At 66.6% G+C, this 22500-nt stretch carries 23 protein-coding genes, 5 tRNA genes and 1 pseudogene; 17 read left to right on the top strand and 12 right to left on the bottom strand.

Annotated features, from left to right (window positions below):
* Positions 1-87: 87 nt before the first annotated feature.
* From clpX to V7060_RS03590, 8 genes are all read right to left on the bottom strand, one after another.
* Positions 88-1371, bottom strand: coding sequence for an ATP-dependent Clp protease ATP-binding subunit ClpX (gene clpX / locus V7060_RS03625; RefSeq protein WP_334177886.1), 1284 nt, complete (start codon positions 1369-1371; stop codon positions 88-90).
* A 126-nt stretch (positions 1372-1497) separates the two neighbouring features.
* A complete protein-coding gene (clpP, locus tag V7060_RS03620; RefSeq protein WP_162336364.1) occupies positions 1498-2124 on the bottom strand; it encodes an ATP-dependent Clp endopeptidase proteolytic subunit ClpP in 627 nt (208 codons plus the stop codon).
* A gap of 76 nt (positions 2125-2200) precedes the next feature.
* Positions 2201-3493, bottom strand: a complete 1293-nt coding sequence (gene tig / locus V7060_RS03615; protein ID WP_334177885.1) for a trigger factor — start codon at positions 3491-3493, stop codon at positions 2201-2203.
* 213 nt (positions 3494-3706) lie between these two features.
* Positions 3707-3792: transfer RNA gene (locus V7060_RS03610), tRNA-Leu, on the bottom strand.
* A gap of 79 nt (positions 3793-3871) precedes the next feature.
* Positions 3872-3947, bottom strand: a tRNA-Lys gene (locus V7060_RS03605).
* A gap of 74 nt (positions 3948-4021) precedes the next feature.
* Positions 4022-4098, bottom strand: a tRNA-His gene (locus V7060_RS03600).
* A 38-nt stretch (positions 4099-4136) separates the two neighbouring features.
* Positions 4137-4213 (bottom strand) — tRNA-Arg (locus V7060_RS03595).
* Between the two features lie 58 nt (positions 4214-4271).
* Positions 4272-4348, bottom strand: a tRNA-Pro gene (locus V7060_RS03590).
* Positions 4349-4496: 148 nt separating this feature from the next.
* Here V7060_RS03590 and V7060_RS03585 point away from each other — a divergent pair.
* Positions 4497-5255 carry a Bax inhibitor-1/YccA family protein gene (locus tag V7060_RS03585; RefSeq protein ID WP_334177884.1) on the top strand — a complete coding sequence of 253 codons (759 nt, stop codon included), beginning with the start codon at positions 4497-4499 and terminating at the stop codon, positions 5253-5255.
* Positions 5256-5305: 50 nt separating this feature from the next.
* Here the strand turns inward: V7060_RS03585 and V7060_RS03580 are convergent, their stop codons facing one another.
* From V7060_RS03580 to grxC, 4 genes are all read right to left on the bottom strand, one after another.
* Complete coding sequence (locus V7060_RS03580) at positions 5306-6619, bottom strand: Na+/H+ antiporter NhaC family protein (RefSeq protein WP_334177883.1); 1314 nt, start codon at positions 6617-6619, stop codon at positions 5306-5308.
* 131 nt (positions 6620-6750) lie between these two features.
* On the bottom strand, positions 6751-7758 hold the full coding sequence (locus V7060_RS03575) for an isocitrate dehydrogenase (protein WP_334177882.1): 1008 nt from the start codon (positions 7756-7758) through the stop codon (positions 6751-6753).
* A 148-nt stretch (positions 7759-7906) separates the two neighbouring features.
* Positions 7907-8302, bottom strand: coding sequence for a carboxymuconolactone decarboxylase family protein (locus V7060_RS03570; protein ID WP_334177881.1), 396 nt, complete (start codon positions 8300-8302; stop codon positions 7907-7909).
* Positions 8299-8589 carry a glutaredoxin 3 gene (gene grxC, locus V7060_RS03565; protein ID WP_334177880.1) on the bottom strand — a complete coding sequence of 97 codons (291 nt, stop codon included), beginning with the start codon at positions 8587-8589 and terminating at the stop codon, positions 8299-8301. The genes V7060_RS03570 and grxC overlap by 4 nt, the downstream gene beginning before the upstream one ends.
* 186 nt (positions 8590-8775) lie before the next feature.
* Between grxC and V7060_RS03560 the strand changes: the two genes are divergently transcribed.
* The 16 genes and pseudogenes from V7060_RS03560 (at position 8776) to V7060_RS03485 (ending at position 22382) form a co-directional block, all read left to right on the top strand.
* Positions 8776-10416, top strand: a complete 1641-nt coding sequence (locus tag V7060_RS03560) for a M48 family metalloprotease (RefSeq protein ID WP_334177879.1) — start codon at positions 8776-8778, stop codon at positions 10414-10416.
* Positions 10417-10515: 99 nt separating this feature from the next.
* The gene (gene phoB / locus V7060_RS03555; protein WP_162336355.1) at positions 10516-11205 is read left to right on the top strand and encodes a phosphate regulon transcriptional regulator PhoB; all 690 of its coding nucleotides are present in this window, start codon (positions 10516-10518) and stop codon (positions 11203-11205) included.
* 149 nt (positions 11206-11354) lie between these two features.
* Positions 11355-12695: a phosphate regulon sensor histidine kinase PhoR gene (gene phoR, locus V7060_RS03550; RefSeq protein ID WP_334177878.1), complete on the top strand. Its 1341-nt coding sequence runs from the start codon at positions 11355-11357 to the stop codon at positions 12693-12695.
* Complete coding sequence (gene ppk1 / locus V7060_RS03545; RefSeq protein ID WP_334177877.1) at positions 12692-14779, top strand: polyphosphate kinase 1; 2088 nt, start codon at positions 12692-12694, stop codon at positions 14777-14779. Before phoR ends, ppk1 begins: the two co-directional genes overlap by 4 nt.
* An 83-nt stretch (positions 14780-14862) precedes the next feature.
* Positions 14863-16392: an exopolyphosphatase gene (gene ppx / locus V7060_RS03540; RefSeq protein WP_334177876.1), complete on the top strand. Its 1530-nt coding sequence runs from the start codon at positions 14863-14865 to the stop codon at positions 16390-16392.
* A gap of 168 nt (positions 16393-16560) precedes the next feature.
* Entirely contained in the window at positions 16561-17817 is a 1257-nt protein-coding gene (locus V7060_RS03535) for an EAL domain-containing protein (protein ID WP_334177875.1), read from the top strand.
* 51 nt (positions 17818-17868) lie between these two features.
* On the top strand, positions 17869-18837 hold the full coding sequence (locus tag V7060_RS03530; protein WP_334177874.1) for an aldo/keto reductase: 969 nt from the start codon (positions 17869-17871) through the stop codon (positions 18835-18837).
* A gap of 219 nt (positions 18838-19056) precedes the next feature.
* The gene (locus tag V7060_RS03525; RefSeq protein WP_334177873.1) at positions 19057-19365 is read left to right on the top strand and encodes a hypothetical protein; all 309 of its coding nucleotides are present in this window, start codon (positions 19057-19059) and stop codon (positions 19363-19365) included.
* Positions 19366-19418: 53 nt separating this feature from the next.
* Positions 19419-19634: pseudogene (locus V7060_RS03520) on the top strand (DUF4259 domain-containing protein); the annotation flags it as partial.
* A gap of 33 nt (positions 19635-19667) precedes the next feature.
* Positions 19668-20033, top strand: coding sequence for a cupin domain-containing protein (locus V7060_RS03515; RefSeq protein WP_334178088.1), 366 nt, complete (start codon positions 19668-19670; stop codon positions 20031-20033).
* 28 nt (positions 20034-20061) lie between these two features.
* Positions 20062-20265, top strand: a complete 204-nt coding sequence (locus tag V7060_RS03510) for a hypothetical protein (RefSeq protein ID WP_334177872.1) — start codon at positions 20062-20064, stop codon at positions 20263-20265.
* A gap of 54 nt (positions 20266-20319) precedes the next feature.
* Entirely contained in the window at positions 20320-20721 is a 402-nt protein-coding gene (locus V7060_RS03505; RefSeq protein ID WP_334177871.1) for a heavy metal-binding domain-containing protein, read from the top strand.
* 23 nt (positions 20722-20744) lie between these two features.
* Positions 20745-21194: a hypothetical protein gene (locus V7060_RS03500; RefSeq protein ID WP_334177870.1), complete on the top strand. Its 450-nt coding sequence runs from the start codon at positions 20745-20747 to the stop codon at positions 21192-21194.
* Between the two features lie 136 nt (positions 21195-21330).
* Positions 21331-21753: a hypothetical protein gene (locus V7060_RS03495; protein WP_334177869.1), complete on the top strand. Its 423-nt coding sequence runs from the start codon at positions 21331-21333 to the stop codon at positions 21751-21753.
* Positions 21754-21797: 44 nt separating this feature from the next.
* The gene (locus tag V7060_RS03490) at positions 21798-22127 is read left to right on the top strand and encodes an MmcQ/YjbR family DNA-binding protein (protein WP_334177868.1); all 330 of its coding nucleotides are present in this window, start codon (positions 21798-21800) and stop codon (positions 22125-22127) included.
* A 42-nt stretch (positions 22128-22169) separates the two neighbouring features.
* Complete coding sequence (locus tag V7060_RS03485) at positions 22170-22382, top strand: DUF4287 domain-containing protein (RefSeq protein ID WP_334177867.1); 213 nt, start codon at positions 22170-22172, stop codon at positions 22380-22382.
* Positions 22383-22500 lie beyond the last annotated feature (118 nt).

The raw sequence follows: 22500 nt of genomic DNA, 5'->3' as shown, positions 1-22500 counted from the left end.
CCCATTGGAACCGGCCACTTGCCGACAAGCGCAAAAAACTGAACAGGCGCCACGCGGGCGCCTGTCAGACAGAACCTGCGGGCCGGATCACTCGGCCGAAGCGACCTTCGGTGCCGGCGGATTCTGGTAGATCAGATACGGTTCGGACTTGTGCTCGATCACGGACTCGTCCACAACCACCTTGCTGACGTTCTCCAGCGACGGCAGTTCGTACATCGTATCCAGCAGTACCGACTCGACGATGGTACGCAGACCGCGCGCACCCGTCTTGCGCTTCAGTGCCTTGCGGGCGATCGCCGACAGCGCGTCGGGACGGAATTCGATCTCCACCCCTTCCATCTCGAACAGCTTCTTGAACTGCTTGGTGATGGCATTCTTCGGCTCGGTGAGGATCTTGACCAGCGCGGTCTCGTCCAGTTCTTCGAGCGTGGCGACGACCGGCAGACGGCCGACGAACTCGGGGATCAGGCCGAACTTGATCAGGTCTTCAGGCTCGACTTCGGACAGGATCTTGCCCACTTCCGACTTCTTCTCGGAGCTCTTCACCTTGGCGCCGAAACCGATGCCGCCGGCTTCGGTGCTGCGCTGCTGGATGATCTTGTCCAGTCCAGCGAACGCGCCGCCGCAGATGAAGAGGATGTTCTTGGTGTCGACCTGCAGGAATTCCTGCTGCGGATGCTTGCGGCCACCCTGCGGCGGCACGCTGGCGACGGTGCCCTCGATCAGCTTCAGCAGCGCCTGCTGCACGCCTTCGCCGGACACGTCGCGGGTGATCGACGGGTTCTCGCTCTTGCGCGAGATCTTGTCGATCTCGTCGATGTAGACGATGCCCTGCTGCGCCTTGTCGACGTCGTAGTCGCACTTCTGCAGCAGCTTCTGGATGATGTTCTCCACGTCCTCGCCCACGTAACCGGCTTCGGTCAGCGTGGTGGCATCGGCAATGGTGAACGGCACGTTGAGAAGGCGCGCCAGCGTCTCGGCCAGCAGCGTCTTGCCCGACCCGGTCGGGCCGGCGAGCAGGATGTTCGACTTGGCCAGTTCGACCTCGTCGTTCTTGCTGCGGCTCTCGATGCGTTTGTAGTGGTTGTAGACCGCGACCGCCAGCGTGCGCTTGGCGCGGTTCTGGCCGATCACGTATTGGTCGAGGACCTCAAGAATCTCGCGCGGCTTGGGCAGGTGGCTGCGGGCGGACTGCGCCTTCTCTTCCAGCTCTTCGCGGATGATGTCGTTGCACAGCTCGACGCATTCATCGCAGATGAACACGCTGGGACCCGCGATCAGCTTGCGGACCTCGTGCTGGCTCTTGCCGCAGAACGAGCAGTACAGGATTTTGGTGCTGTCGCCGGAACGGCCCTGACGATCTTCGCTCATGCTGGTATTACTCGGTCGCTCAACCTGCCCGGAGGGGCTTGCGGTCGGAGAATAGCACACGGTCCCGGCTTGTCAGCCGGGACCGTGAACAGGGGGATTTATGCCTGAAAAGTGGCAATCCGGAGGTCAGGCGGACTGGATCGAATCTTCCGGGCGACGCTCGAGCACCTGGTCGACCAGACCGTAGGCCTGCGAGTCCGCCGCGCTCTTGAAGTTGTCGCGCTCGGTGTCGCGTTCGATGGTTTCCAGCGACTGCCCGGTGTGATGGGACAGAATCGCATTCAGCTTCGCGCGCAGCGTCAGGATCTCGCGGGCGTGGATGTCGATATCCGTCGCCTGGCCCTGGAAGCCGCCCAGCGGCTGGTGGATCATCACGCGCGAATTCGGCAGCGCGTAGCGCTTGCCCTTCGCGCCCGCCGCCAGCAGCAGCGCGCCCATGCTGGCCGCCTGACCGACGCAGATCGTGCTGACGTCCGGCTTGATGTACTGCATGGTGTCGTAGATGGCCATGCCGGCCGTCACCACGCCACCGGGCGAATTGATGTACAGGCTGATGTCCTTCTCGGGGTTTTCGGCTTCGAGGAAGAGCATCTGCGCCACGATGACGTTGGCCACGTGGTCGTCCACGCCGCCGACCAGGAAGATCACGCGCTCCTTCAGCAGACGCGAATAGATGTCGTAGGCGCGTTCGCCGCGGCTGGTCTGTTCGACCACCATCGGCACCAGGTTGAGGGCTTGGGTTTGAATGCTCATCGGTTCTCGCGCCTGTCGTTCAAGGGAAGGTCCGGCCTAGGATAGCCGGACCTTCTGCCCGGGCGGGGCGCCCGGATCAGTTGCGGATGGCTTCCTGGAAGGAAAGCGCCTGCTCGGTGTGCTGGGCGCGCTCGGCGATCCAGTCGATCACCTGCTCTTCCATCACACGACCCTGCAGACTGTTCATCAGTTGGGGATCGTTGCGGTACAACTCAATGACCTGTTCCGGCTCTTCGTAGGTCGAGGCGATCAGGCGGAGCGTCTCGTTCAGGCGCTTCGGGTCCAGGCGCAACTGGTTGCGACGGGCGACCTCGCCGACCAGAAGGCCGACCAGCACGCGCTTGCGGGCGGCATCCGTGAAGCCCTCATGGGCATTGTCGGGAATCTGTACCTGCTGGCCCTGGCGACGCGCCTGCTCGGCTGCCTGCTGGACCATCACGCGTGCCTCGTTCTCGACCAGGCGCGGCGGCATCTCGACATGCGCATAGGCCGCGATCAGCTGCTCGCCCACTTCACGGCGCAGGCGGGTCATCAGCGCGCCCTTGAGTTCGCGCTCGAGATTGCTGCGGATGTCCGCGCGGAACTGGTCGGCATCGCCGCTCTTCACGCCGAAGCTGCGGATGAACTCGCGATCCACGTCGGGCAGCACCGATTCGGCCACGTCGGTGACCTTGACGTGCACATCGACCTGCCTGCCCGCCAGTTGCGGTACGCGCCAGTCGGCCGGGAAGGTGACCGACACGGTCTTCTCGTCGCCCTTGGCCAGGCCCACGAGCGCCTGCTCGATCTCACCGAACATCACGCCCGAACCGATCAGGGTGGCGCCCTTCTCGGCGCCCTCGGCCGGCATGCGCTCGTCGCCAGCCTGCGACCAGGTTTCCAGGGCTACGCGGTCGCCGTCCTTCGCTCCACGCTCGACGACCTGGAAGGTGCGGCGCTGCATGCGCAGGTTGTCGATCATCTGGTCGATGTCGGCATCGGCGACTTCGGCCGTGTGGCGGGTGACATCGAGCTTGGCGACATCGACATCACCGAAATCCGGCACCACTTCGAACGTCGCGACGAAATCCAGCTCGCCCTCGCCCTGCTTCTCGATGCGCGGATTGCCTGCCAGCTGCAGGTCCTGGTCGCGCACGGCGTTGTTGAAGGTTTCGCGCAACAGGCCGTCGAGGGCTTCGGCACGCACCTGGTCGCCGTAGCGCTGCTCGATGACCTTGGCCGGCACCTTGCCGGGGCGGAAGCCCTTGATGCGCGCAGTGCGCGACAGCTCGCGCAGGCGACCGCCGATGTGGGTGTCCAGGCGCTCCGCCGGCAGGCTGAAGCTCATGCGGCGCTCGAGGTTGCCGACCGATTCGACCGAAACTTGCATACTCACTGACTCCTGCGGCCACGGCACAGCCGGGGCGATGTTGATAATCCGGGACGCCTGGGACCTGGGCGCAAGGCCCCTCCCGGCGGAACTTGCTAGTTTGGCCGATTCCGCAGCAGGCTGCCAGCGGGACGGACGTTTCGGGGCCGGGACGCAGTTCGGCCGCAAGTCCCCGGGGCTTGTCGGCGGCGAGGCACCGCCCCATCCGGGACGTGGTGCGAAAGGAGGGACTCGAACCCTCACGGGGGTTACCCGCTGGAACCTAAATCCAGTGCGTCTACCAATTCCGCCACTTTCGCAGGTCGCCGCATTGTACCCATCGCCCTGCCGGAACCGGCAAGAAAAAAGCGCCCGGGGTGACCGGGCGCTTTTCGGCTTTGGTGGGCTGTCAAGGATTCGAACCTTGGACCTATTGATTAAGAGTCAACTGCTCTACCAACTGAGCTAACAGCCCCGAAAAACTGGGCGCGTAGTGTACCCGCATCCCTTGTTCGTTACAAACCCCGCAATGCGGGATTCCTGCATCAATGGGGTGGAAGACGGGATTTGAACCCGCGACCCCCGGAATCACAATCCGGTGCTCTAACCAACTGAGCTACATCCACCACTGAAACCTGCCGCTCCTGCCGAAGCCCACCGCGAGTGGCGCGCCCGACAGGACTCGAACCTGTAACCGCCGGCTTAGAAGGCCGGTGCTCTATCCGGTTGAGCTACGGGCGCCCGTTCCGGATTGTCGCATCCCCGCCCTGCCGGAACACACCCTGACGCTGCATCAGGCTGGTCGGGGTAGAGGGATTCGAACCCCCGACCCTCTGCTCCCAAAGCAGATGCGCTACCAGACTGCGCTATACCCCGACGAGGGTCCCGGCGTGGCGTCTGGACGCCAACGAGGTCGCGTATTGTCGGAATCCACGGCCCGGCTGTCAAACGAAACGTGATCGACCGCAGCGTGCGATATGCTCAGCCTCTGGGGACAGACGTCCGGCAACCACCTGAGGCAACCATGGTACGCAGCGGCAATCCGGCATTGAAGGAATCCACCTTCCTCGACCTTGGCAGCGGGACGGTCGTCTCGCGCGATGGCGGGACGATGACGCTCAACGGCACGGTCAACAAGACCGGCATCCTGTTGCTGTTGGCGGTTCTGACGGGCGCCTTCGCGTGGTCGCAGATCGAAGTCACGCCCGAGGGCGCCACCGGCATGGGCTATCTGTGGGGCGGCCTGATCGGCGGCTTCGCACTCGCCCTGGTGACGATCTTCAAGAAGGAATGGGCGCCGGTCACCGCGCCGCTCTATGCGCTGGTCGAGGGCCTGTTCCTGGGCGCGATCTCCGCGCTCTACAACCACATGTACGAAGGCATCGTCACCCAGGCCGTGATGCTGACCTTCGGCACCCTGTTCGCGCTGCTGATGGCTTACCGCAGCGGCCTGATCAAGGTCACGGAGAACTTCAAGCTGGGCGTGGTCGCCGCCACCGGCGGCATCGCACTGGTCTATCTGGTGTCGATGGTGCTGCGCATGTTCGGCAAGGACGTGCCGCTGATCCACGAGTCCGGCCTGATCGGCATCGGCTTCAGCGTGTTCGTGATCGTGATCGCATCGCTCAACCTGGTGCTCGATTTCGACTTCATCGAATCGGGCGTCGAAGCCGGCGCGCCGAAGTACATGGAGTGGTACGCCGGCTTCGGCCTGATGGTCACGCTGGTGTGGCTGTACCTGGAGTTCCTGCGTCTGCTGGCCAAGCTGCAGTCGCGCGACTGAGACTTCCCGCTTGCGGCATGATGAAGACGGGGCGCCTGGGCGCCCCGTCTTCATTTTGCGACCGGTGCCGTGCGGCGCGTGGGCCACATCATGAAGAGAAGGGCCGACAGGGCGAGCAGCCAGCAGTAATGCACGCTGCCGGCCAGCGCGAGCGGCGACACCGCGGCCAGCGATGCGGCAAGCAGGATCTGTGCGCCGTAAGGCAGGATGCCCTGCACGACGCACGCGAAGATGTCGAGCACGCTCGCCGCGCGGGGCGGGCTGATGCCGTGGCGCTGCGCGATGTCCTTGGCCAGGCTGCCGGTGACCAGGATGGCGACCGTGTTGTTGGCCGTCAGCGCGTCCGAACCTGCCGCCAGCGCAGCGATGCTGATCTCGCCCGAACGCCGGCCGGCGCGACCCCGTGCGAAGCGTGCGATCACGCCTGCCAGCCAGGCCAGCCCGCCGGTCGCCTTGATCAGCGCAGCCAGGCCACCGATGAGGATCGAGAGGAGCGTGATCTCCACCATGCTCTCGAAGCCGAGGTAGATATCGCCAGCAAACGACACCGCGTCGTAATCCGGCGCCAGCGCGAACCCGAACACGCCGGATGCGACCAACCCGATCCCGAGCACCAGCACCACATCCAGGCCCGCCAGCGCCAGCATGAGCACAAGCAGATAGGGCAGCACCAGCCACGGCGACGCGGCCTCGGGCGCCTGGACCGGCGCGGCGTCGCCCAGCATTGCCAGCACGGCGAGCGTGACGATGCCGGCGGGCAGCGCGATCTTGAAGTTCTCGCGGAATTTGTCGCGCATCTCCGCGCCCTGGCTGCGCGTAGCGGCAATGGTGGTGTCGGAAATGATCGACAGGTTGTCGCCGAACATCGCGCCTCCCAGCACCGCCCCGACCACCAGCACGCGATCCAGCCCGGCCGCGTCGGCGACCCCCAGCGCGATCGGCACCACGGCGGCGACCGTGCCCATCGAGGTGCCGATGGACAGCGATACGAAGGCCGCCACAAGGAACAGGCCGGGCAGGATCAGGCTGGCCGGCAGCGCGCCCAGCCCCAACGCGACCACCGCGTCGACCGCCCCGATCGCCTTGGACACGGTGGCGAACGCACCGGCCAGCAGGAAGATCAGGCACATCAGCATGATGTTGCTGTCGCCCATGCCCTGCAGCAGCGTCTGCTGCGCAGGAAGGCCGCGCCGGCGCGCCAGCCAGAGGCCCAGCGCCAATGCCGGCAGGATGGCGACCGGTGCGCGCAGTTGGTAGAAGCCCATCGCCTCGCCCTGCGCCGTGTAATACAGGCCGGCACCGAAGAACAGGGCGAGGAACAGCAGCAGCGGGGTCAGCGCCAGGGCGCTGGGGCGGTCGGACATGAACAGGGCCTTCTGTATGGGCCGCGGATTGTGCGTGCCACAAGCCTCGCATCCAACCTCATGGATGGGACATACGCAAACAAAAACGGGACGCTGTGCGTCCCGTTCCTGTCGTACCCAACGCGTCGAACTCAGACGCGGCTGGCGATGGCCTTGGCGAACGTCATCGTGGTGCCCTCGCCGCCCAGGTCCGGGGTCAGCGAATCCTTGGCTTCCAGCGTGGCGATGATCGCCGCGCGCAGTCGCTCGGCCTTCTCCGGCTGGCCCAGGTGGTCGAGCATCTGCGCCGCACCCAGCAGCAGCGCGCAGGGATTGGCGATGCCCTTGCCCGCGATGTCCGGTGCTGACCCGTGCACGGCTTCGAAGATCGCCGCATCGGCTCCGATGTTGGCACCCGGCGCCAGGCCCAGGCCGCCGACCAGACCGGCGCACAGGTCGGAGATGATGTCGCCGAACAGGTTGGTGGTGACGATGATGTCGAACTGCTCCGGACGCATCACCAGCTGCATGCAGGTGTTGTCCACGATCATCTCGTTGGTCTGGATGTCGGGGTACTGCGCGGCCACTTCGCGCGCCACCTTCAGGAACAGGCCCGAAGTGGTCTTCAGGATGTTCGCCTTGTGGACGATGGTGACCTTCTTGCGACCGGTCTTGCGCGCCAGCTCGTAGGCATAACGCACGATGCGGTCGGAACCCTTGCGGGTTATCTTCTGCGTCAGCAGCGCGGTTTCGCCGTCTTCCGAGATCGACTGGCCTTCACCGATGTACGCGCCCTCGGTGTTCTCGCGCACGGTGATCAGGTCCACGCCCGAAGCGAAGCGCGACTTGGTGTTCGGGAACGACTTCGCGGGGCGCACGTTGGCGTACAGGTCGAAGTGGCGGCGCAACGCCACGTTGATCGAACTGAAGCCCTCGCCCACCGGCGTGGTCAGCGGGCTCTTCAGGGCCACGCCGTTCTTGCGGATCGAATCCAGCGTGGCCTGCGGCAGCAGGTCGCCGTGCTTCTCCAGCGCCACCAGGCCGGCGTCGGCGTCTTCATAGGTCAGGCCGACCTTCAGCGCGTCCAGCACGTACAGGGTGGCATCCATGATCTCCGGGCCAATACCGTCGCCGCGGATGACCGTAATCGTCTGGGTCATTGAGTGGGGTTTCCGAACAGGGGCGCGCGTCGGACAAGGCCGCAACGGGCGCGAAAAGGAAGATTTGTCGGTCAATTATGCCCGAACGGCCGGCAAGCCCCCAAATCGACCATGGTCTGAGTCCTCCCGCCGGGGAGGCTCGCAGCGGTCAGCCGTGGTCGTGCGCGGACGGCGCGTCGGCCTGCCCGCCTTCCAGCTGGTCGAGGAAATCCACTGCGCGGCGCAGGTGGGGAATGACGATGGAGCCACCCACCACCAGGCCGACCGAAAACGTCTCGAAAAACTCCTCGCGCGTGACGCCCACCTCCTTGCACTGGGCGACGTGGTAGCTGATGCAGTCGTCGCAGCGCAGGACCATCGAAGCGACCAGGCCCAGCAGCTCCTTGGTCTTCACATCCAGCGCCCCTGCCTGGTAGGTCTGCGTGTCCAGCGCGAAGAAACGGCGGACGACCTGATTCGGCTCGTCCAGGATGCGCTTGTTCATGCGCTGGCGGAACTCGGTGAAGGCCTGCACGCGCTCCTGGCTGTCGTCCTGTGCGCTCATGCCGCACTTCCCGCCAGCAGCGGCTCCAGCTTGCCGGCACGATGCAGCGCAATCATGTCGTCATAGCCGCCTACGTGTACCTCGCCGATGAAGATCTGCGGCACGCTGGTGCGGTTGGCCTTGGCGATCATCTTCTCGCGCTCGGCCGGATCCAGGTCGATCCGGACTTCGGTCCAGGCCTGGCCCTTGCTCTTGAGGAAGTTCTTGGCCGCCACGCAGTAGGGGCAGATGGCGGTGCTGTAGAGGGTGATCTCGGGCGTATGCGTGCCCTGCGGGGTGTCGCTCAAGGGAATCTCCGGAACGAAAGGGGCGGATGCCTGTCTCACGCAGTATCGGGGCGCGGCCGTGGGCTTCCAGTCGGGACAGCGGAACAGTGCGGACCGTCGCCGGCCCGGTTAACCACGTATTCACTCGCCCGGATCGACGACCGGTCATCCTGATGAAGACGCCCATTATCCGCCACGGAGCCACGTTTGCGTCCCTTGCTGCTCGCCACCGTCCTGACCCTGACCCTCGCGGCGCCGCTGGCGGCGTCGCAGGAAAGCCGCCTGCCCGACATCGGCTCCTCCGCGGGCGAGCTGCTCACGCCGGCCCGGCAGGCGCAGTACGGCGGAATGATGCTGCGCGAACTGCGCAACTACGGTTACCTGCTGGAGGACCCGCTGGTCAGCGACTGGCTGCAGGGAGTGGGTGGCCGCCTCGGCACGGACAGCGACAACCCGCAGCAGTCCTACACGTTCTTCATGATGCGGGACCGGCAGATCAACGCCTTCGCCACGTTGGGCGGCTATATCGGCATGAATGCGGGACTGGTGTTGACGGCCGACCGCGAGGACGAAGTGGCGGCGGTGCTATCGCACGAAATCGCCCATGTCACCCAGCAGCACGTCCTGCGCGGCGTGGAGCGCGCCCAGCGGGACCAGATTCCGATCCTGCTCGGCATGCTGGGCGCGATCGTGCTGGCGCAGGCGGCGGGGGGCAGCTCCAGCGGCGACGCCTCGCAGGCCGCCATCGCCTCCGCGATGGGGCTGATGCAGCAGCGCCAGATCGACTACACCCGCTCCAACGAATCCGAAGCCGACCGCGTCGGCATCCGCACCCTGTCCCGCGCCGGTTACGACATCGACGCGATGGCCGGCTTCTTCGCCAAGCTGCAGCAGGCCACCCGCGTCGCGCGCGGCAGCGGACGCGAAACGATCCCGGACTACCTGCAGACCCACCCGGTCACCACCACCCGCATCAGTGAAGCCCGCCAACGCGCCGACCAGCTGCGCGGCAGCCAGGTGACCGCGGTCACCAGTGTCCCCGGTGGCGAGCGCGTGGAGCGCTTCGACCGCAATGCCATTACCTTGCCGGAAACCCGCAGCGACAACCCACTGCTTCCGATTCCGGTCACCCTGCCCTCGCTGGCCTTCCGCCAGGGCGACTCCGGCCAGTTCGACTGGGCCCGTGAACGGCTGCGCGCGCTCAGCGCCAGCACGCCATCCGCCGCCGTTCGCGAGTACGAAACCTTGCGCCGCCAGGCGGGCAAGCCGCTGACCGGGCCCGAGCGCTACGGTCTGGCGGTAGCCCACCTGCAAGGGGGCGATACCCGTACGGCCCTGGCCGAACTGCAACGCCTGGCCGACGAGCATGCAGACAACCTGTGGGTCGCGCTGTCGCTGGGCGAAGCGGAGTCGCGCACGGGCAACGCGGCGGCGGCCAACCGCCGGTTCGATGCGCTGATGCAGCGCTATCCGCAGAACCGGCCGGTCGCCCTGACCTACGCCAAGGTGCTCAACGAGCAGGGCGGCCGCGAGGCCGGCCAGCGTGCGCAAGCGGTGCTGAGACCGCTGATGGCCCGTGCCGGCGACGATCCGGTGTTCCAGCAGCACTTTGCCCGCGCCAACGAGCTGGCCGGCGACACCGCCCGCGCCGGCGAGGCCTATGCCGAGGCCGCCTACCTGAACGGGCGGCCGGAGCAGGCGCTGATCCAGTTGCAGAATCTCAAGAAGCAAGGCGACCTGGACTTCTACGCGCGTGCACGGGTGGACGCCCGCATCGCGACGATCACCCCGGAGGTGCTGGAACTGCGCCGCCAGGGCGTGCGCGACCCCGATGTGGAGCGGCGCTGACGGTCTATCGTGCGGCCGTTGTGACACCCCGGCGGCATGTCATGTAAACGTCACAAAATTGTCGTCTACTGGCGCCGTCCTCCTCCCCACGGATCCTGCGTGCAGAAGCACATCCTGATCGTCGACGATGAGCCCGCCATCCGCGACATGGTGGCCTTCGCCCTGCGCAAGGGCGACTACGAACCCATCCACGCCGGCGACGCCCGCGAAGCCCAGAACGCCATCGCCGACCGCGTCCCCGACCTCATCCTGCTCGACTGGATGCTGCCCGGCACCAGCGGCCTGGAACTGGCCCGCCGCTGGCGCAAGGACGCCATGACCCGCGACGTGCCGATCATCATGCTCACCGCCCGAGGCGAGGAGAACGACCGCGTCGGCGGACTGGAGGCCGGCGTCGACGACTACGTGGTCAAGCCGTTCTCCGCCCGCGAGTTGCTGGCCCGCATCCGCGCCGTCATGCGCCGCTCGCGCGACGATGACGAGGACGGCAGCGTCGCGGTCGGCAACCTGCGCATCGACGGTGCGGCCCACCGCGTGTTCGCCGGCGACACGCCGGTGGCCATTGGCCCGACCGAATACCGCCTGCTGCACTTCTTCATGACCCATCCCGAACGGGTCTACTCGCGCACGCAACTCCTCGACCACGTCTGGGGCGGCAGCGTCTACGTGGAAGAACGGACCGTCGACGTGCATATCCGCCGCCTGCGCAAGACGCTGGAACCGCATGCGCTGGAAAACATGGTGCAGACCGTGCGCGGCTCGGGTTACCGCTTCTCGGCCGCGATGTAAGGTCGTTGCGGGAATCGGAAATGAGGCGTCGCGAATCGACGGGAGCGCCTATCGCCGCTGCCCGTCATCCCGGCGTGCGCCGTGATGACGCAATGAAGCGCCGTCCCACCCATACCCTGCTGTCATACACATCTGCCTACAATCGGTCCATGCCCCACGACATCCGCACCGCCTGGTTCAAGACGCTCGGCCAACTGGCGCTGGTCCTGGCGGCCGCGGTCGTGGCCGGTCTGCTGCTGGGCCAGGTATGGCCGGTGGTGACGCTTGCGGCGCTCGGCGTGGTGGCGTGGCACTACTGGCGCCTGCGCAAGGTGTTGTTGCGCCTGACCGCGCGGCAACGCCTGGAACCCGCGCAAGGCCGTGGCGTCTGGAACGAACTGGACCGCCTGCTGTTCCGTGGCCAGGCCGAGATGCGCACCCGCAAGCGCCGCCTGCTCGACATGCTGCGCGCCTACCGTGCCGCCGCGGCCGCCCTGCCCGATGCCGTGGTCGTGGTGGAGCGCAACAGCCAGCGCGTGCAGTGGTTCAACAAGGCCGCCAGCAGCCTGCTGGGATTGCAGTACCCGACCGACATAGGCGTACCGGTAGGCGAGCGCCTGCAACCGCTCCCGATGTCGCACTGGTTGGCCGCCGGCCGCAACGCCGAGCCGATGCTGGACGCCGCTTCGCCGGTGGATCCCCACCTGCGCCTCAACCTGCGGCTGATCCCCTATTCCGACGAATACTGGCTGCTGGTCGCGCGCGACGTCAGCAAGATGCTGCGGCTGGAACAGATGCGCCGCGACTTCGTCGCCAACGTCTCGCACGAACTGCGCACGCCACTGACCGTCGTGCATGGCTACCTCGACATGCTGGAGCCGACCGAGTACCCGGACTGGGCGCCGATGCTGTCGGAAATGCAGAAGCAGTCGCAGCGCATGACGCAACTGGTGGAAGACCTGCTCACCCTGTCGCGGCTGGAAGCGCAGGACAGCCTGCCCGACGAGAACGTGGCGATGGCGCCGATGCTGGCCACGCTGCGGCGCGAAGCCGAGGCGCTGAGCCAGCGCCGCCATACCATCGTGGTGCAGGACGAGGCCAACCTGGACCTGTCCGGCTCCAACAAGGAACTGCACAGCGCGTTCTCCAACCTGGTCAGCAATGCGGTGCGCTATACACCGGTCGGCGGCACGATCACGGTGCGCTTCGCGCGCGAAGGCGATGGTGCGGTGCTCAGCGTACGCGACACCGGCTACGGCATTCCCTCCTCGCACCTGCCGCGCATCACCGAGCGCTTCTACCGCGTGTCCACCAGCCGCTCGCGCGAAAGCGGCGGCACCGGCCTGGGCCTGTCGATCGTCAAGCACGTACTGAACCTGCACCAGGCGCGGCTCGAGATCGAGAGCGAGGTCGGGCAAGGCAGCCTGTTTTCCATCCACTTCGGTGCCGAGCGCGTCGAACCGCGACTCGATGCCACTCTCCCCACTCTCACGGACAGCCAGATCGCATGACCGCCGCTCTCGATATGACGCCCGTTCCCGCGACCGGCGAAGACGCGCTGCGCGACCCCGCGCTCTACCTCAACCGCGAACTGTCCCAGCTGGACTTCAACTTCCGCGTGCTGGCGCAGGCGCAGGACCCGTCGGTGCCGCTGCTGGAGCGCCTGCGTTTCCTGTGCATTTCCTGCACCAACCTGGACGAGTTCTTCGAGATCCGCGCGGCCACCGTGCGCCACGCGCTCGACTTCGGGCTGCCGCCGGGCGCCGACGGCATGAGTCCGGCGACCGTACTCAACAAGATTCACGACCGCGCCGCCGAACTGGTGGACGCGCAATACAAATGCTGGAACGACGTGCTGCGCCCCGGCCTGGCGGAAGCCGGCGTGCGCGTGTTCGGGCGCGACAGCTGGAACGCGCGGCAGACGCGCTGGCTGCGTGCTTACTTCCGCAACGAGATCATGCCGGTGCTGTCGCCCCTGGGCCTGGATCCGGCGCACCCGTTCCCGAAGATCCTCAACAAGTCGCTCAACATCGTCGTGGTGCTGAAGGGCAAGGATGCGTTCGGTCGCGCCGGCCACCTGGCCATCGTGCGCGCACCGCGCTCGCTGCCGCGCATCATCCACCTGCCGCAGCGCGTGTCGGGCGGCGAGAACGATTTCGTCCTGCTGTCCTCGGTGCTGTCGGTATTCGTGGACGAACTGTTCCCCGGCATGGAAGTGAAGGGCTCCTACCAGTTCCGCGTGACCCGCAACTCGGAAGTGGTGGTCGATGAAGAAGAGGTCGAGAACCTGGCGCTGGCCCTGCGCGACGAACTGGTCGGCCGCGGCTACCGCCCGGCGGTGCGCCTCGAGATCGCGCACGACTGCCCGAAACCCATCGTGCGCCAACTGCTGCAGAACTTCGCGCTGCCCGAAAACGCGGTCTACCCGATCAACGGCCCGGTCAACCTCAACCGCGTGATCCAGGTCTACGACCTGGTGCAGCGCCCGGAGCTGAAGTACCCGGCCTTCACCCCGCGCACGCTGCGCGACAGCGAGGCGATCTTCGAGAAGATCGCCGACGACGACGTGCTGCTGCACCACCCCTTCGATTCGTTCGCCGCCGTCCTCGAACTGATCAAGCAGGCGGCCGTCGATCCCGAGGTATTGGCGATCAAGCAGACGCTGTACCGCACCGGCAAGGATTCGGCGATCGTCGAGGCGCTGGTGCAGGCCGCGCGCAACGGCAAGGACGTCACCGTGGTGGTGGAACTGCGCGCGCGCTTCGACGAGGACGCCAACCTCGGCGTGGCGGACCGGCTGCAGGAAGCCGGTGCGCAGGTCGTCTACGGCGTGGTCGGCTACAAGACCCACGCCAAGATGCTACTGATCGTGCGCCGCGAAGGCCGCAAGCTGCGCCGTTACGTACACCTGGGCACCGGCAACTACCACAGCGGCACCGCGCGCGCCTACACCGACATCGGCCTGCTCACCGCCGATGCCGACATCGGCAGCGACGTGCATCTGCTGTTCCAGCAGCTGTCCGGCCTGGCACCGACCACCAAGCTGAAGCGCCTGCTGCAATCGCCGTTCACCCTGCATCCTGGCCTGATCAAGAAGATCGAACGCGAAGCGAAGCTGGCCCGCGCCGGCAAGTCCGCGCGCATCATCGCCAAGGTCAACGCGATCAACGAGCCCCGCATCATCCGTGCGCTCTACGTGGCCTCGCAGGCGGGCGTCCGGATCGACCTGATCGTGCGCGGCGCCTGCGCGCTGCGCCCCGGGGTGCCGGGCATCTCCGACAACATCCGCGTGCGCTCCATCGTCGGCCGCTTCCTGGAACACAGCCGTCTCTACTGGTTCGGCAACGACGGTGCGCCGGAACTCTACTGCGCCAGTGCCGACTGGCTGGAACGCAACCTGCTGCATCGCGTGGAGACCTGCTTCCCGATCCTCGACAAGGAACTGGCCGCGCGCGTGTTCAAGGATGGCCTGCAGAACTACCTCGACGACAACTGCAACGCCTGGGAACTGCAGGCGGATGGCCGCTACCTGAAGCTGACGCCCGGCGACGACGTGCCGCATTCGGCGCAGGCCACGTTGCTGGCGAAGGTGTGATGCGACCATTGGACGCATCCCGCGATGGCGCACCGTGCCATCGCGTTGCAGCAATGCGCGGCACCATTGGCTAAACTGCCCGCATGGCGCCCCCGACCTCCCCCACCTCTCCGCCGCTCAGGGACGGAGACCTGCTGGCCGCGATCGACCTGGGTTCCAACAGTTTCCACATGATCGTTGCGCGCTCGCTGCTTGGGCAGTTGCGCGTCGTCGACAGGCTGCGCGAAACCGTCCGCATGGCCGACGGCCTGGACAGCAAGGGCGGCCTGTCCGCCGCCGCGCGGCAACGCGCGCTCGACTGCCTGTCCCGCTTCGGGCAGCGCATCCGCGACGTGCCGGCGACGCGCGTGCGCGCCCTGGCCACCAACACGGTGCGGCAGCTGCGCGATCCACAGGAATTCCTTGCGGCGGCGGAAGCCGCGCTCGGCAAGCCGATCGAAGTCGTGTCCGGCCGTGAAGAAGCCCGCCTGATCTACCTGGGCGTGGCCCATGCGCAACCCCCGAAGACGAACCAGCGCAGGCTGGTGATCGACATCGGCGGCGGCTCGACGGAATTCATCATCGGCCGCGGTTTCGAGACGCTGGAACGCGAAAGCCTGCAGGCCGGCTGCATCGCCAGCACCCGCCGCTTCTTTCCGGGCGGCAAGCTCTCGCGCAAGCGCTGGAAGGAAGCGCTCACCGAGATCGGGGCGGAGTTCCAGCAATTCGCCGGCCTCTACCGCAGCCTCGGCTGGCAGGAAGCGATCGGCTCGTCGGGCACCAACAAGGCCATCGGCGAGATCTGCGCAGCGATGAAGCTGACCAAGGGCGCGGTCACCGCCGAGGCGCTGCCGCAGGTGCGCGAGAAACTGCTGCAGGCGGACCGCATCGAGGACATCGACCTGCCCGGCCTGTCCAGCGATCGCCGCCCGATCATCGCCGGCGGCGTGCTGGTGCTCGAAGCGGCTTTCGAAGCCCTCGGCCTGCAGCGCCTGATGGTCAGCAAGGCCGCGATGCGCGAAGGCATCCTGTACGACATGCTGGGCCGCGGCAGCGAGAACGATCCGCGCGACCTGTCCACGGCGGCATTGATGCAGCGCTACGGCATCGACGAATTCCAGGCCGCGCGCGTGGAAGCGACCGCGATGCGCCTGTTCGAACAGGTGGAGGACAGCTGGGGCCTGGACGACGACGACGCCCGCATGCTCGGCTGGGCCGCGCGCCTGCACGAGATAGGCCTGGTCATCGCGCACAGCCAGTACCACGTGCATGGCGCGTATGTGCTGGAGCATTCCGACATCGAAGGGTTCTCGCGGCAGGAACAGCAGGTCCTTTCCGCCCTGGTGCGCACGCACCGTCGCGGCGTGCCCAAGAGCGCATTCGATGCCCTGCCCGATCGCCTGCTGCTGAGCGCCAGGCGCAAGGCCGCGCTGCTGCGGCTGGCCGTGCTGCTGCACCGCTCGCACGATGCCGAAGCGATCCCCCGCCTGGACGTGACCGCGAACGGCGACCGCCTGGACGTGGTGGTCAGCAAGAAGTGGATCGATTCGCGCCCACTGCTGCGCTCCGACCTGGTCGGCGAACCCGAGGACATGCAGGGACTGGGCGTGGCGCTGAAGCCGTTCGTGGCATGACGTCCGCTACACCCGCTCAAATGTAACTTGAGGTTACACTCGGGCCGGCCCCGGATTGCGGCGTGGTCCATGCGACCTGCCCTGCGCCATCCCCCTCGACCGTCGTTGCGGCGGGAGCAGGACCGACGGCCGACTATTCGTCGCGTACCTGCCTTCAGGAGGAAGCCCGTGATCGACAGTAGGAAACCCGAGGACGCCTTGACCGACGCCTGGCTGGACGGTGGGCCTGGCGCGGCGGCCATCGCGCGCAACGTGGACCGCCTGCTCGACGCGGTGCGCCGCCACCTCGACATGGACGTGGCCTTCGTCAGTGAATTCCACGGCAGCCATCGCATCTTCCGGCATGTCGCCACGCGACTCGACCGCGCGCCCATCCGCCCCGGCGACTCCAGCCCGCTCGAAGAGGGCTACTGCATGCGGGTGGTCGAAGGCAGCATCCCGCAGCTGATTCCCGACACCGCCGCCATTCCCGCGCTGCAGCGCATCCCGGAGACGCAGACCGTCCCCATCGGCGCGCACATCAGCGTGCCCATCCAGCTGCGCGACGGCCGCGTCTACGGCACCTTCTGCTGTTTCAGCCTGGCGTCCACCCTGACGTTGGGCCAGCGCGACCTGCACATGATGCGCGCCTTCGCCGATCTGCTGGCCTACCAGATCGATGGCGACCTCGACGCCGTGCAGGCGCACGAAGAGAAGGTCGCGCGCATCACCTCGGTGCTGGAACTGGGCCAGCCGCACATGGTGTACCAGCCGATCTACCGCAGCAGCACGCGGCGGATCGTCGGCGTGGAATGCCTGTCGCGCTTCGAGCTGGAGCCGCGTCGTACGCCGGACGTATGGTTCGCCGAAGCGCGCGAGATCGGCCTGGGCGTGCGCCTCGAACTCAACGCCATCCTCTCCGCGCTCGACGGCCTGCGGCAGATCAGCGGCGACTTCTACGTGGCCTTGAACGTGTCCCCACAGACCATCGTCAGCGGCGGCATCGAAGGCTACATCGACGACCTGGACCCGCATCGCGTGGTGCTGGAGATCACCGAGCACTCGCTGGTGGACGACTACAAGCTGCTCAACGAGCGGCTGGTGCCGCTGCGCGCGGCCGGCGTGCGGGTCGCCGTGGACGATGCCGGCGCCGGCTACGCCAGCATGCGTCACGTGCTGGCCATCCACCCGGACATCATCAAGCTCGACCTCAGCCTGACACGCGACATCGACAGCGATTCGCCGCGCCGCGCACTCGCCGCGGCACTGATCGAGTTCGCCTGCCAGACGCAATCGCACGTGGTCGCCGAAGGCGTGGAAACGGCGACGGAACTGGCGGCGCTGCAGGCCCTCGGGGTCGACGACGTGCAGGGCTACCACCTCGCGCGCCCACTGGAAGCCGATGCACTGGCGCGCCGGCTGACCGCCGAGCGCCGACGCTACTGATCCGTATCGGCGCTCTGCCATGATGCACTCCCGCGTTTCCACGACGACACCATGAAGACCTGTCTCCTCGCCGACGGCCTGCCTACCTCGCGCATCGCCTACGGCTGCATGCAGCTGAGCCGCGCCTGGGATGCCACGCCGGTCACGGCCGAGGAACGTCGCCACGCGCAACACCTGGTCGAAACCGCGCTCGGTGCAGGCATCACCCTGTTCGACCACGCCGACATCTATGCGCGCGGCAAGTCGGAGCAGGTGTTCGGCGACGTGCTGCGCGCCTCACCCAGCCTGCGCGGGCGGATGGTGCTGCAATCGAAGTGCGGCATCCGCTTCGCCGACGATCCACCCGGCACGCCGGGCCGTTACGACGTCAGCCATGCGCACATCGTCGCGTCGGTCGAAGGCAGCCTGTCGCGGCTCGGCGTGGAGCATCTGGACGTAGTGCTGCTGCACCGCCCGGATGCACTGATGGAGCCGGAGGAAGTCGCCCGCGCCTTCGATGACCTGCAGGCCGCCGGCAAGGTGCGCCACTTCGGTGTCAGCAACCACACCGCCGGGCAGATCGAACTGCTGCGTCGTCATGTGCGGCAGCCGCTGATCGTCAACCAGGTGGAGGTCAGCCTGCTGCACCCCTATCTGATCGACGACGGCGTGGTCGCCAACACCACCGGTCATGTGTACGCCTCGGCGGGCGGCACGCTGGACTATTGCCGCCTGCACGACATCCGCGTGCAGGCGTGGTCGCCACTGGCGGGTGGCAAGCTCGCCACCACCTCCGGGTTCGCAGATCCGGTGATCCGCGCGACGTCCACGTTGCTGCGCCAATTGGCGGAGGAGAAAGGCGTCACCCCGGAAGCCATCCAGCTCGCCTGGCTGTTGCGCCACCCGGCCGGCATCCAGCCCATCGTCGGCACCACCGATCCCGCCCGTCTGGCCGCCTGCTGCGCGGCGGACGATGTGGTACTGACGCGCGAGGAGTGGTATGCGTTGTTCACGGCGGCGCGCGGAGCACGCGTGCCATGACGGCTCGGGCGGACGCCATCTGCGGCCGTGCTGCTGCCGGGCCACCGAGGGTGGCTTGCGGAGGCGCGCTGGCATCGACACCGGACTTCAGGACGGAGGAACTGGCCGCTGCACGCCGCCGCGCCACCACCTTCCAGTTCGTGACCATCCTCTCCCCCCGCCCAGGAACAGGCCATGTCGTTTTTCGAAGTGCTTGAACGTGTCAGGAGGCGTCCCGAGATGCACTTGAAGCCAGCGGGTTTCACCACGCTGTGCGCCTTCATCGAGGGATACGAGTCCGCCCTGATGGATCACGGCATCGGCGACGACCATCACACGGTCTTCCTGATGCATTTTTCGGACTTCGTGCGGACATCCACCGGACACGAGGACGAGCGGGATTCGCTGACCACCCCGGACGGCATCCTGGATATCGGAAACCTCCATTGGCAAGCGGCCATCGCCCGTACCGAGCAGGATGACGGCATGGCCATGGTGTTGTTCTTCGAACTGCTGGACCGCTTCAAGGCCTCCCACGGCCTGCGCTGACACACCCGATCTCCGTACGCGCTTTGCGGCGTACTCCCGACAGGACAAGACAGATGGGCGCCTGGGGCACCGGATCCTTCGAGAACGACCACGCGGCGGATTTCATGATCGACGTGCTGGACAGCGGCGACCTGTCGCTGATCCGGGAAGTGCTGGACAACGTACTGACGTCCACCGAGTACGTGGAGGCACCGGATGCGGAGCTGGCCATCGTGGCGGCCGAAATCGTGGCGGCCGCACCCGCCGTTCCCGCCTATCATCCACGTCACGACCGACAGCCGGTCCCGCGACCGAGGGATGCCATGCCAGACAACGCCATCAACCTGAAAGACAAGCTGTCCCGCTTCTCGGAACATTGGTCGCCCCGCGTCATCGCCGAAATGAACGACTACCAGTTCAAGCTGGCCAAGGTGCAGGGCGAATTCGTCTGGCATGCGCACGCGGATACCGACGAAGTCTTCATCGTGATCGAGGGTCACCTGACGCTGGAATTCCGCGACAAGGCCGTGCCTTTGTCCGCCGGTGAGATGTACGTGGTTCCCAAGGGCGTCGAGCACAGGCCGGTGGCTACCAGCGAGTGCAGCATCATGCTGGTGGAACCGCGAGGCGTGGTGAACACCGGCGATGCCGGTGGCGCGTACACCGCACGCAATGACGTGTGGGTATAGGCGATCGACCAGCGAGTAGCGGAGCGGAATGCGGCGATGGCTTGCAGCGGCCATCCTGTTGAACGGTATTCCTTCGACCGGCTTTGTCGCCGAATCCTTCGAATTCAAACAGGTCGCCACATGTCGTTGCACGGCGAAAGTCCAGTTCCTGCTCAACCAGGAGGTGCCATCCGGGCAAACGATCTACTTCATCAAGGACGGCAAAGGCGCCGCCCACGCCATCGCGCCCTGACACGCGGTCGTGGTGAAATCGCCCGACTCCACCCCTGGCCTCACCGGTAACTCCATGGCAGACCCCTACAACGCTTCGTCCACCTACCCGCCCACACAACCTCGCGTCGCGGCCACCCCACTCAACGATGCGATGGTGACGACCGCCATGGAATTGCCCGGCTATCGCGTCGTCCGCAGCCTGGGCCTGGTACGCGGCATCACCGTGCGGTCGCGGTCGATCATCGGCAACTTCCTGGGCGGGTTGCAGACCATGCTCGGCGGCAACATCACCATCTACACCGAGCTGTGCGAGCAGGCCCGCAGCGCCACCTACCGCGACATGGTGCAGCACGCCCGGATGCTGGGCGGCAATGCCATCATCGCCGTGCGCTACGACGCCACCGACGTGATGGCCGGCCTGACCGAAGTGCTGTGCTACGGCACGGCGGTAATCGTCGAACCGCACGACGCCTGACTCACGCGCCCATCCGGCCTGCCATGCCCGCCAAGCCTCCCAAGCCTGCATCCAAGTACCTGCGTCAAAGAAGCGCCAGGCTGGCGATGGTGGGACTGCTACTGGCGACCTACCCCGCATTCGTCCTGACCTGCACATGGTCCTACGTCCTGCAGAGTCCGCTGCCCGGTGGGCGGCACGGTCCACTGGACGCCTACCGGCATACGCTGGCCAGCGCAATCGTGGCCTACACGCTGGATGCGCGTGCCGTACACCTGGTCAACCGGGTCATGGAACGACGCGGGACGCGCGCGAACGCCATGGACATCCACAACAACCTGATCGGCGCCGCGATCGGATCGCGCGCTGCGCGGTTCTCCGACATCGAACCGATGGTGATGCGCAGCGTGGAGTCGGGCGATGTCGATGCCGCATCGCCCGACCAGACCACGTGGCTACCGGCGAGCGACTGGCAGGAAGGCTTCGCGTGGTAGTGACGAAGACACCTGCGCGGGCGGGGCCGACCGCCCCGACATCGCCCGCACCAGCCGCCGCCCCGCTATAGTCGCCCCCAGTCACGGCCGGCCCCACGCCGACGGGCAGTCCCTCGCATCCTTGCCGGAGGTTGTCATGAAGCGCGTGTTCCGCTTGATCCTTGCGGTCGTCGCCGGTGTCCTTGTCGGCAGCCTCGCCAACATGGCGCTGATCATGCTCGGCGGCCACGTGATTCCGCCGCCGACCGGGGTCGACACCACCACGACCGAAGGCCTGAAGGCGGCGATGCCATTGTTCGAGGCCAAGCACTTTCTGTTCCCCTTCCTCGCCCATGCGTTCGGCACGCTGGTCGGCGCCCTCATCGCCACGCTGGCGACGCCCGGACGTACGTCCGGGCCGGCCTGGGTGGTGGGCGCATGTTTCCTGATCGGCGGCATCGCCGCCGTCGCCATGCTGCCTTCGCCTGCGTGGTTTACCGTCGTGGACCTGCTGTTCGCCTACCTGCCGATGGCCCGGTTGGGGCATCGCTGGGTATCGCGTGGAACGCGTGCGGGCTGAGCCTCTTCCAGCAGCACGACGATGGCACCGCCATGAAGCTTGCCATGATCCGAACCCATGCGCTGTCGCTTGACGCCGTCACCGAGGAGCCGCATCACACGTATTCGTCGTTCCGCGTGCGCGGCAAGATCTTCGTGACCATCCCGCCGGAGGAGACGCACCTGCACGTCTTCGTGGGCGAGGAGGACCGCGAACAGGCGCTGGCGCTATATGCCGCATTCGTCGAAAAACTGTTCTGGGGCAGCAAGGTGCTGGGGCTGCGCGTGGACCTCGCCAAGGCCACGCCCGCGGTGATCAAGGCGCTTGTCGACAAGGCCTACGACACCCGGGTGCGCAAGGATGCGGGGCCGAAGCGCATGCGCACGCCTCGCTGACCATGGCAGACGATGCTCCCCCTCTTCCCTCCGGAATTCCGCATGACCACCGACACCAGGATCAAGGGCCCTGCCTCCTACTTCCCGTCCATCGAAAAGACCTACGGCCAGCCGGTATCGCACTGGTTCGCGGTGCTGGACACGGTGAAGGACCTGAAGCACATGGAGCAGGTCGCGTTCCTGAAGACCGAACACCAGTTGGGCCACGGCCATGCGAACGCGCTGGTGGCCTACCTGCGGGCGAAGAACGGATGACGCCCGCGCCTTGATGCCCGCCGCCATCGGGTGGGCATCCGACAAAGCGTGCCGACGCGCACGCCGTCATCGCGTGGTCACCCAATCGACACACGTGCGACACCTTGCACGCCCAGCA

The sequence above is a fragment of the Pseudoxanthomonas sp. genome, from assembly GCF_036845285.1.
Taxonomy (GTDB): Bacteria; Pseudomonadota; Gammaproteobacteria; order Xanthomonadales; family Xanthomonadaceae; genus Pseudoxanthomonas_A.
Note: the sequence above shows the minus strand (reverse complement) of the source record. Positions and strands in the feature narration are given on the sequence as shown.